This window comes from Kitasatospora sp. NPDC057512 (assembly GCF_042802135.1).
Lineage (GTDB): Bacteria > Actinomycetota > Actinomycetes > Streptomycetales > Streptomycetaceae > Kitasatospora.
In genome coordinates, this window is the sequence record NZ_JBHVET010000294.1 from 1 (window position 1) to 9,520 (window position 9,520).

Annotated in this window: 11 protein-coding genes; 7 read left to right on the top strand and 4 right to left on the bottom strand. The window is 75.6% G+C overall.

The features are described 5' to 3' along the window. From ACFU6K_RS20180 to ACFU6K_RS20195, 4 genes are all read right to left on the bottom strand, one after another. Positions 1–380 (bottom strand): DUF664 domain-containing protein (locus tag ACFU6K_RS20180; RefSeq protein WP_380664838.1); only part of this gene is annotated, 380 nt, incomplete at its 3' end. A 96-nt stretch (positions 381–476) separates the two neighbouring features. Further along, positions 477–1,193, bottom strand: coding sequence for a TVP38/TMEM64 family protein (locus tag ACFU6K_RS20185; RefSeq protein WP_380664840.1), 717 nt, complete (start codon positions 1,191–1,193; stop codon positions 477–479). 86 nt (positions 1,194–1,279) lie between these two features. After that, entirely contained in the window at positions 1,280–2,050 is a 771-nt protein-coding gene (locus tag ACFU6K_RS20190; RefSeq protein WP_380664842.1) for a dienelactone hydrolase family protein, read from the bottom strand. A 92-nt stretch (positions 2,051–2,142) separates the two neighbouring features. After that, positions 2,143–3,393 carry an MFS transporter gene (locus tag ACFU6K_RS20195; RefSeq protein WP_380664844.1) on the bottom strand — a complete coding sequence of 417 codons (1,251 nt, stop codon included), beginning with the start codon at positions 3,391–3,393 and terminating at the stop codon, positions 2,143–2,145. Between the two features lie 109 nt (positions 3,394–3,502). Here ACFU6K_RS20195 and ACFU6K_RS20200 point away from each other — a divergent pair, with 109 nt between their 5' ends. The 7 genes from ACFU6K_RS20200 to ACFU6K_RS20230 form a co-directional block, all read left to right on the top strand. Beyond that, on the top strand, positions 3,503–4,687 hold the full coding sequence (locus ACFU6K_RS20200) for an ROK family transcriptional regulator (protein WP_380664846.1): 1,185 nt from the start codon (positions 3,503–3,505) through the stop codon (positions 4,685–4,687). A gap of 106 nt (positions 4,688–4,793) precedes the next feature. After that, positions 4,794–5,210, top strand: a complete 417-nt coding sequence (locus ACFU6K_RS20205; protein WP_380664848.1) for a molybdopterin-binding protein — start codon at positions 4,794–4,796, stop codon at positions 5,208–5,210. Between the two features lie 99 nt (positions 5,211–5,309). Continuing rightward, a complete protein-coding gene (locus tag ACFU6K_RS20210) occupies positions 5,310–5,765 on the top strand; it encodes a hypothetical protein (protein ID WP_380664850.1) in 456 nt (151 codons plus the stop codon). After that, positions 5,762–6,496: a glycerophosphodiester phosphodiesterase gene (locus tag ACFU6K_RS20215; protein WP_380664852.1), complete on the top strand. Its 735-nt coding sequence runs from the start codon at positions 5,762–5,764 to the stop codon at positions 6,494–6,496. Before ACFU6K_RS20210 ends, ACFU6K_RS20215 begins: the two co-directional genes overlap by 4 nt. Further along, positions 6,493–7,584 carry a winged helix DNA-binding domain-containing protein gene (locus tag ACFU6K_RS20220; protein ID WP_380664854.1) on the top strand — a complete coding sequence of 364 codons (1,092 nt, stop codon included), beginning with the start codon at positions 6,493–6,495 and terminating at the stop codon, positions 7,582–7,584. Before ACFU6K_RS20215 ends, ACFU6K_RS20220 begins: the two co-directional genes overlap by 4 nt. 100 nt (positions 7,585–7,684) lie before the next feature. Next, entirely contained in the window at positions 7,685–8,791 is a 1,107-nt protein-coding gene (locus ACFU6K_RS20225; protein WP_380664856.1) for an AI-2E family transporter, read from the top strand. Between the two features lie 60 nt (positions 8,792–8,851). After that, on the top strand, positions 8,852–9,520 hold a 669-nt coding region (locus tag ACFU6K_RS20230), incomplete at its 3' end, for a virginiamycin B lyase (protein WP_380664858.1).

Sequence of the window (9,520 nt, forward strand, 5' to 3'; positions counted from 1 at the left end):
GTCTCCAGCGGCAGGCCCGCGGCGGCGCCGCGGGCGGCCTCGACCTCGGCGCGCCAGACGGCGAAGTCGGCCGCGACGTCGGCGGTGTCGACGTCGTCGAAGTCGCCGTCCTCGTTCTCCTTGGTCCAGAAGTGCCCCTCGACGATCTCCTGGCCGAGCAGGACGGACTGGAACCAGTACTGCTCCACCTCGGCCATGTGCCGGACCAGGCCCAGCAGCGAGAGGTTGGACGGCGGGACGGAGCGCAGCCGCAGCTGGTCGTCCGTCAGGCCCTCGGTCTTGAGCGCGAGGGTGTCGCGGTGGTAGTCGAGGAAGGCGTTCAGGGTGGCGGCCTCGTCGGCCGTCATCGGCGGGTCCACCCGCGGGTCCGGTGCAGTCATGCGCGCCATCCTGGCCTCCGGCGGCACACCGGCGCGAACGATTTTGTTCGAGTGGGCGGGCCGGGTGGCGGACGGCCGCGGACGGACGGGCCAGGGTCAGCCGGCCGCCACCCGGCGGCGGGCCCGGGCCGCCCGCCAGAGGCCCACCGCACTGCCCAGCACCAGCAGCGCGATCACCCCCGCCGACAGCAGGAAGGCCGCCGAGCCCGGCCGGCCCGCGCTGGCCGCCGCCGTGACGTACACCGCCGTGGTCGGCACCACGCCGATCGCGGTGGCGAGCACGAAGGGCAGGAAGCGGACCCCGGAGAAGGCCGCGCCGTAGTTGGCCGCCTGGAACGGCATGCCGGGCAGCAGGCGCAGCACCAGCACGCTGCGGAAGCCCTGTTCGGTGAACCGCCGGTCCAGCGCCCCGAGCACCTTCCCGCGCAGGTACGGGCGCAGCGCCTCGCGGCCGAGGCCCCGGCCGAGCACGAAGGCCAGGGCGGCGCCCACCGTGGTGCCGAGCACCGCCAGCAGCACGCCCTGCTGGATGCCGAGCAGCAGCCCGGCCGCGGCGTTCAGCGCGGGCCGGGGCACGAAGGCGAGCGTCCCCACCGCGTAGACCAGGGCGAACAGCGGGCCGAACCAGTAGCCCGGCATCCGGTCCGCCAGCCCGCCGGACAGCAGCTCCGTCGGGCTCCACAGCAGGAGCGAGCCGGCCGCCGCCGCGAGCACCGCGACCAGCAGGGCGAACCGCCACCACGGGGAACGCGGTGCGACGGCGGGCACCTGCGGCGCGAGGGGCGGCACGGGAACGGCATCGGGCTCGAACACCGCCCGAGCCTAACCGGTCCCGGTCCTGGTCCCCGCTCCGGTCCACGGCCCGGGACGGGAGTAGGGACGAGGCCCGGGCTTCGGGTTCAGCGCGGCCGGGCGAGGAACCCCAGCAGGCGCTGCCACGCGTCCCGGGCCGCGTCGGCGTGGTCGACCGCGGCGAGCTCGAAGAAGTTGTGCGGCGCCCCCGGATAGGTGACGAAGGTGTGCGGGCAACCGGCGGCGGTGAGCGCCGCGTCGAAGGCCTCGACGGCGGCGGCCGGGATGTGCTCGTCCGCGCCGCCCCAGAGGGCGAGGATCGGGGCGGTCAGCTCCGCCGCGAGCTGGGTGGGCCCGGGGGCGCCGTGGATGGTGTCCGGGTAGCCGTAGAAGCCGACCGCGCCGGCCAGGCCGAAGCGCGGCGCGGCGGCCCGGAAGGCCTGCCGGCCGCCGAAGCAGAAGCCGAGCGCGACCACCTCGGCGGGCCCGACGGCGCGCAGCCGTTCCAGCCCGGCGGTGATGTCGGCGTCCAGCCCCTCGGGGGTGAGCGCGAGCAGGTGGGGGAGCAGGTCCGGCAGTTCGCCGAATTCCGCCGGGCGCTTTTCCGGGAAGGCTCCCGCGGTGCGGCCGTAATAGTCGAGGACGAGCGCCGGGTGGCCCTGTTCGGCGAGCCGGGCGGCGGTCTGCCGGTAGAACGGGGAGAGGCCCTTGTTGTCCGGCAGGACGAGCACGCCGGCTCCGGTGGCGATCTCCGGGCGGGCCAGGAAGGCGCCGAACCGGGTGCCGTCGGCCGAGGTCAGGGTCAGTGGGGCGGCCTCGGCCAGCGGCCACAGGGCGGGACCGGGGGCGGGCGGGGCGGCGTCCGGGTCGTAGCACACGGGGAATCCCTCTCGCGGAGCACGAAAACCGCCGGACGCGGTGCGCCCGGCGGTTCGAGACTTTAGCGGGGAATTCCCTCGGGAATTCACCATCATATCGTGGAGAGATCTTTTCCGGAAGGCTTTTCCGGTGACGATGCGGTCACGTTCTCACTGCCGGAATTCCGTTCGGCCAGCCGCAGTGCCCCGGCGCTCAGCAGCAGGGCGCAGGCGAGCGCGGTGACCAGTCCGAAGGAGACGGTCAGCGAGGTGGCCTGGGCGAGGGCGCCGATGACCGCGGGGGCGATCAGGCCGGAGGTGTAGGTGACGGTGGCGACGCCCGCGATGGCCTGGCTGGGGTTGCTGCCGATCCGGCCGGCCGCGGCGAAGGCGAGCGGGACGATCACCGCGATGCCGATGCCGATGAGGGCGAACCCGGGGATGGCCAGTGCCGGGCTGTCGGCGGCGACCACCAGCAGGCCGCCGACGGTGGCCACGGCGCCGCCGATGCGGGTGGTGCGGACGGCGCCGAGCCGGCGGATCGCCGCGTCCCCGGCGAGTCGGCTGACCGCCATGGTCAGCGAGAAGGCGGTGTACGAGGCGGCCGCGACGGTGGCCGAGGCGCCGGTGACGTCCCGCAGGTAGACGCCGCTCCAGTCCATCGAGGCGCCCTCGGCGAAGACCGCGCAGAAGCCGACCAGCCCGATCACCAGCGAACTGCGCGGCGGCAGCGCGAACCGCGGCGGCTCCTCCGCGCCCTCGTGCGCCCGGATGTCGGGCAGCCCGCGGCAGACCGGCTGGGCGAGGGCGAGCAGGACCAGCGCGGTGACGGCCAGCTGGAGCCGGGCGTCGAGGTCCAGGTGGGCGGCGAGGATGCCGAAGGCGGAGGCCAGCAGGCCGCCCGCGCTCCACATCCCGTGCAGGCCGGACATGATCGAGCGGCCGAGCCGCTCCTCGATCTCCACGCCCTGGGCGTTCATCGCGACGTCCGCCATCCCGGCCGCGGCGCCGTACACCAGCAGGGCCGCGCACAGCACCGGCAGCGAGGGGGCGAGCGCGGGCAGGGCGAGGGCCAGGCACCAGAGCGAGATCAGCCCGCGCACCGCGGCCCGGCCGCCGTAGCGGTGCACGAAGCGGCCGGCCAGCGGCATGGCGAGGGAGGAGCCGATGGCGGGCATGACCAGGGCCAGGCCGAGCTGCCCGGTGGAGAGGTCGAGGCGGTCCTGGAGCCACGGGATGCGGGTGACGAAGCTGCCGCTGACGGCCCCGTGCACGCAGAAGACCAGGGCGATGCTCGCCCGGGCCCGGCGCGGTGCGCTCAGCGGTTCCGGCGGTGGCGGTGGTGGCGCGGTGGTCCCGTTCATGGGGTGTTCCCTCCCGGTCGCGCGGTGTGGGGCGCGACAGTGCCCTGTGACGGTCGATAAACTATCAGGAAGGGACCCTGATAGAAACACTCTGGAAGGATGATCCGCCATGACCATCGCGCGTACGGCCACGCCGAGCACCGCCCGGGCGATCAACGACCGGCTGGCACTCAACCTCCTGCTCGAACAGGGCCCCCTGACCGCGACCGAGCTGCGCGGCCTCACCGGCCTGTCCCGGCCGACCGTCGCCGACCTGCTCGAACGGCTCCAGCGCACCGGCCTGGTGGCCGTCGTCGGCGAGCGCGGCGAACAGCGGCGCGGCCCCAACGCCCGGCTCTACGCGCTGGTCGCCTCCCGGGCCCACCTCGCCGCCTTCGACGTCCGCTCCGGCGGCGTCAGCCTGGTCGTCGCCGACCTGGCCGGGCGCAGCCTGGCCACCGCCGAGGTCCCGGTCGAGGGCGACGGCGGGCCGGACACCGCCGGGGCGATCGTCGCGACCCTGCTGGAGACCGCGCGCGGCGCCGGCGTCGAACGGCTGCACACCGTCGCGGTCGGCGCCCCCGGGCTGGTCGACCCGGCCACCGGGCGGCTGCAGAGCACCGGCAAGCTCCCCGCGTGGCACGCCGAACTCCTCGCCGCGCTGCGGCGGTTGCCCGGCACTGAGGTGATCCTGGAGAACGAGGTCAACCTCGCCGGGCGGGCCGAGTACCGGGTCGGCGCCGCGCGCGACCGCGACACCTTCGTCCTGCTCTGGCTGGGCCACAGCGTCGGCGCCGCCGTGATCCTGGACGGGCGGCTGCGCCGGGGCTTCTCCGGCGGCACCGGCGAGATCTGCTTCCTGCCCGTCCCCGGCACCGTCGGCCTGCCCAGTGCCGACAGCTGCGAGGGCGGCTTCCACGGCCTGGTCGGCAGCGCCGCGATCTGCGCGCTGGCCCGCGCCCACGGACTGCCCGCCGACCCGGCCGGGGACGCCCCCGCGGCCGAGGCCGCCGTCCGGGCCGCCCTCGCGGCCGGCGAGGCCGGCGGGGGCTTCCTGGACGAGCTGGCCGAGCGGATCGCGATCGGCGCGGCGAGCGTCTGCGTGGTGCTGGACCCCGGCTGCGTGGTGCTCGGCGGCGAGATAGGCCGGGCCGGCGGGCCGGAGCTGGCCGGCCGGGTCGAGCGGCGGCTGGCCCTGCTCTCCCCGCTGAGCACCGAGGTGCGGGCCGGCACCGCGGGCGGCGGCGCGGTGCTCGCCGGGGCGGTGCTCACCGCCGGGGACGCGGCACGACGCGACCTCTTCGGCGAGCCCTAAGGTATGCCGTGGGGGCGGCCCTCACATGATCGTCCGTACCGCCGGTACGGCAGGATGGCGCGGGGGCGCCCGCCCCGAGAACCCGAACCACCGTCAGGAGACGCACATGGGCCAGCCCGAGGCGCCGGCCAATCCGTACCGCATCGGCGAGGCCGCGGCGCTGCTCGGCGTCAGCGCCGACACGATGCGGCGCTGGGTGGACGCCGGGCGGGTCGCCGCCGTGCGGGACGAGCACGGGCACCGGATCATCCCCGGGGTCGAACTCGCCGCCTTCGCCCGGGAGTTGGCCCGACCGGAGAACGCCGAGGCGGAGGGCCGGCCGTCCTCGGCACGCAACCGCTTCCCGGGGATCGTCACCGACGTGGTGCTGGGCGACGTGGCCGCGCAGGTGGAGATCCAGGCCGGGCCGTTCCGGGTGGTGTCCCTGATCAGCCGGGATTCGGCGGTGGAGCTCGACCTGGTCCCCGGCGCACCCGCCACGGCGGTCATCAAGTCCACCAATGTGATGATCGAACGCCGCTAAGTCGGCCCTGTGGATCCCCGCGGATCCCGTCGCGGATCCCTTCGCGGCTCCCTGTAGGTCCCTTCGTACGAGTCCCGGAACGAACCGAGAGGCGCCCGGATGTCACCCCCGCACCTGCCGACCACCCAGAGCGCCGTGCTCGCGATCGAGGCCGTGGCCGCCCGGCACGGCCGCACCGTCCGCGCCCAGCACGACATCGGCCGCGACCAGACCTTCGCCGGGCTGGTCGGCGCGGACGGCGTGGACGGCTCGGGCGACGGACTGGACGGCATCCCGCACGAGGCGCTGCTGGAGTTCGACGGCCGCCCCGCCGTCACCGTCCGGCTGTTCACCCACGACGAGGTCACCGTGACCGTCGAGGGCATCGCCTTCGACGTCGACCGCGACCGCGTCCCCGGCTTCCTGAACGCCGTCTGGTCCGACCTGGTGCACGTCAAGGCGCGCACCTTCCCGCCGTCCACCACGCTGATCGTCACCGTCCCCGGGGAGCCGAGCTACCGCGAGGGCATCGGCGTCCACGACCTCACCCCCTGGCTCGCCGGAAGGACCCGATGAACGCCGCCGCCAGGCCACTGACCGCCAGGCCACTGACTGCCAGGCCACTGACCGTCGCCCACCGGGGCGACCCGTACCGGTTCCGCGAGAACACCCTGCCCTCCGTCGAGTCCGCGCTCGCCGCCGGGGCCGACGCCGTCGAGGTGGACGTCCAGCTCACCCGCGACCGGGTGCCCGTCCTGCTGCACGACCGCACCCTGGAGCGGCTCTGGGGCGACATGCGGTCGATCGACCGGGTCACCGCCGAACAGCTGGAGGAGCTGCGGCAGGGGCCGCTCGCCGTCCCCACCCTGGCCGAGGCCGTGAAGGCGGTGACGGCCGTCGAGGGCCGCCGGCTGCTGATCGACCTGGACGACGCGGGGCCGGCCGCCGCGACCTGGTCGGTGGTCACCGGGCTCGGGGCCGAGCGGGCCGTCGCCTTCTGCGGCCCCACCGCCGCCATGCTCGCGGTGCGCGCGCTGAGCCCGGACGCCGAGATCGCGCTCACCTGGAAGCAGCCCCGGATGCCGGTGCGCGCCCTGCTGGACGACCTGCGCCCGCGCTACCTCAACCCGCCGTTCGGCCTGGTCACCGCCGAGTTCACCGCCGCCGCGGCGGAGCAGGGGCTCGCCGTCTCCACCTGGACGGCCGACCTGCGCCGCACCATGCGCCGGCTGCGCGACACCGGAGTCGCCTCCATCACCTCCAACCGGATCGGCGTCCTGCGCTCGGTGCTGGACGGCCACCGGTGACGGTACTCGGCACCCGCGCGCTCGGCCGGGCGCTGCTGGCCCGTCAGCACCTGCTCGCCCGCACCGACCAGCCGCCCGCGGCCCTGATCCACCACCTCGGCGGCCTGCAGGCCCAGGCGGCGCCCCAGCCGCCCTACCTCGGCCTGCTCGCCCGGCTCGACGGCTTCGCGCCCGAACAGCTGAGCACGCTGATCGAGCGGCGGGCGGTGGTCCGGATCGCCCTCCAACGCGGCACCATCCACCTGGTCACCGCCGAGGACTGCCTGACGCTGCGCCCGCTGCTCCAGCCCTTGCTGGACCAGGCGCTGCGCACGACGTACGGGAAGCGGCTCATCGGACTGGACCTGGACGCGCTCGCCGCCGAGGCCCGCGCCCTGGTCGAGGCGGAGCCGCGCACCTTCCAGCAGCTCGGCGCGCTGCTCGCCGCGAGCCGCCCGGAGCGCGACCCGGCCGCCCTCGCCCAGGCCGCCCGCTGCCGGCTGCCGCTCGTCCAGGTCCCGCCGCGCGGGCTGTGGGGGCGCGGCGGCCCGGCCGCCCACACCACCGCCGAGGCCTGGCTCGGCCGCCCGCTCGACCCCTCGCCCGACCCGGGCGGCCTGGTGCTGCGCTACCTCGCCGCCTTCGGCCCGGCCTCCGCCGCCGACCTGCGCAAGTGGTGCGGCCTCTCCGGCCTCGCCCCCGTGCTGCGGCGGCTCGCACCGCGGCTGCTCGCCTTCCGGGACGAGCGGGGCCGGCAGCTGTACGACCTGCCCGAGGCGCCCCGCCCGGACCCGTCCGTCCCGGCGCCGGTCCGGCTGGTCGCCCCGTTCGACAACCTGCTGCTGTCGCACGCGGACCGCACCCGGGTGCTGCCGGAGCGGTACCGGGGCCGGGTGATGACGCAGAACGGGATCGTGCACGGGACGCTGCTGGTGGACGGGCTGGTCGCCGGGACGTGGCGGCTGGCCGGCGAGCGGGAGGCGGTCGTCGCGCCCTTCGCGCCGCTGCGCCCGGCCGACCTGCGGGCGGCGGAGGCCGAGGCCGAGCGGGTGCTGGCCTTCGCGGGCGCGGGGGAGCGGGGCGCGGTGCGGTTCGAGGCGGCCGGGTAGCTCGTTCGGGTGCTCCCGGCCGGTCCGCCGCGCGGCCCGCCGGAGCGTCTGCTGAGCTGGGGCGGTTCGGAATCGTCGACGACCCCCGGCGGAGGTGGCCGTGTCCGTGGAGCGCGCGCCCGGCGAGCAGCGGCAGCCGGACCACCGCAGGCCGTACCTGATGCTGCCGCCCGGGCTGCGGCAGGCGGCGGCCTGGTCGGTGGCGGTGATCCTGCTGATCGCCGTCGCCTCGCTGGTGGTCTTCGCGCTGGTCGAACTGCGGGCCGCGACCGTGCCGTTCGTGCTGGCGCTGCTCGGGGCCTCGCTGCTCTACCCGGTGGTGCCGTGGCTGGTGGGCCGGGGCGTCAGCCGGAGCCTGGCGGCCGGGCTGACCTGCGTGGTGCTGGTGGTCGCGGTCAGCGGGGTGATCGCGCTGCTGGTCAACTCCCTGGTGCACAGCGCCCCGCAGATCGCCTCCTCGCTCCAGGAGGCCGGGCAGCGGCTGGCCGACTGGCTGGGCCCGCTGGGGGCGAAGATCCGGCACGGCCTGGACAACGCCAAGGGCGAGACCAACTCGCTGGTCTCCACCCTCACCAACGGCGTGCTCTCCGGGCTCGGCCTGCTCACCCAGCTGATCACGGGCGGGGTGCTGGCGCTGGCCCTGGTGTTCTTCTTCCTCCGGGACGGGCACCGCACCGGCGACGCGATCCGCTCCTACCTGCCCGACCGCAGTGCCACGACGGTGATCGCCTGCGCGGAGCGGGCCTTCGACGCGATGGCCGGGTTCATGCGGGGCACCACCCTGATCGCGCTGATCGACGCGGGCTTCATCACCATCGGCCTGATCGCCCTCGGGGTGCCGGGTGCGCCCGGGCTCGGCGCGCTGGTCTTCATGGGCGCCTACATCCCCTTCGTCGGGGCCTTCCTGTCCGGCACGGTGGCCGTGCTGGTGGCGCTCGCCGACGGCGGCCTCGGTACGGCGCTCTGGGCGCTCGGCGTGGTGCTGGCGGTGCAGATGATCGAGGGCAACGTCCTCCAGCCGGTCATCCAGAGCCGGACGGTGGAGCTGCATCCGGCCACCATCATGGTCGCCGTGGTGGCCGGCTCGGGCATCGCCGGGATCATCGGGGCGCTGCTGGCCGTGCCGGTCTGCGCCGCCGGGATGGGCGTGATCTCGGTGCTGCGGGGCGACCCGGACGCGCGGGAGAAGTCGGTTGCCGGTCCGTGATCCGGTATGCGAGCATCACTAATGCGATTTAAGTCGCGATAGTGAGGCGGGAGGGGCAGCGTGGAACTGTTCGAGGTGGCCGAGGCGGGGGCCGGGCCGTACGGGGTGGCCGTGGGGCCCGACGGCGGCGTGTGGTTCACCCTGGTGCACGCCGGGGAGATCGGACGGCTGGCGGCGGACGGGACGGTGCGGCGCTTCGGCCTCGGGGCGCCGGAGTGCGGGCCCGCGGTGATCACGGCGGGGCCGGACGGGGCGCTCTGGTTCAGCCGGATGCGGGACCACCGGATCGGGCGGATCACGGCGGACGGGACGACGACGTCCTACGCGCTGCCGACGGAGGACGCCGGGCCGTACGGGATCGCCGCCGGGCCCGACGGGGCGCTCTGGTTCACGGAGTTGAACGCCGGCCGGATCGGGCGGATCACCGTGGCCGGGGAGGTGACGGAGTTCCCGCTGCCGGTCGCCGGGGCCTTCCCGTCGCTGATCACGGCCGGGCCGGACGGGGCGCTGTGGTGCACGCTCAACCAGGCCGACGCCGTCGCCCGGATCACCGTCGACGGCCGGGTGACCGTCCACGAGCTGCCCACCGGGGGCACCGCGCCGGTCGGGATCACCGCCGGGACGGACGGCGCGCTCTGGTACGTCGGCATCGGCGGCGGGCTGGTCGGGCGGATCACCGTGGACGGCGAGGTGGCCGAGTACCCGCTGGCCGACCGCTCGGCCCGGCCG

Bases quoted from the DNA above. Each gene is read 5' to 3' on its own strand.
- ACFU6K_RS20195 (WP_380664844.1), bottom strand. From the start codon at position 3,393: ATGAACGGGACCACCGCGCCACCACCGCCACCGCCGGAACCGCTGAGC.
- ACFU6K_RS20200 (WP_380664846.1), top strand. From the start codon at position 3,503: ATGACCATCGCGCGTACGGCCACGCCGAGCACCGCCCGGGCGATCAAC.
- ACFU6K_RS20205 (WP_380664848.1), top strand. From the start codon at position 4,794: ATGGGCCAGCCCGAGGCGCCGGCCAATCCGTACCGCATCGGCGAGGCC.
- ACFU6K_RS20210 (WP_380664850.1), top strand. From the start codon at position 5,310: ATGTCACCCCCGCACCTGCCGACCACCCAGAGCGCCGTGCTCGCGATC.
- ACFU6K_RS20215 (WP_380664852.1), top strand. From the start codon at position 5,762: ATGAACGCCGCCGCCAGGCCACTGACCGCCAGGCCACTGACTGCCAGG.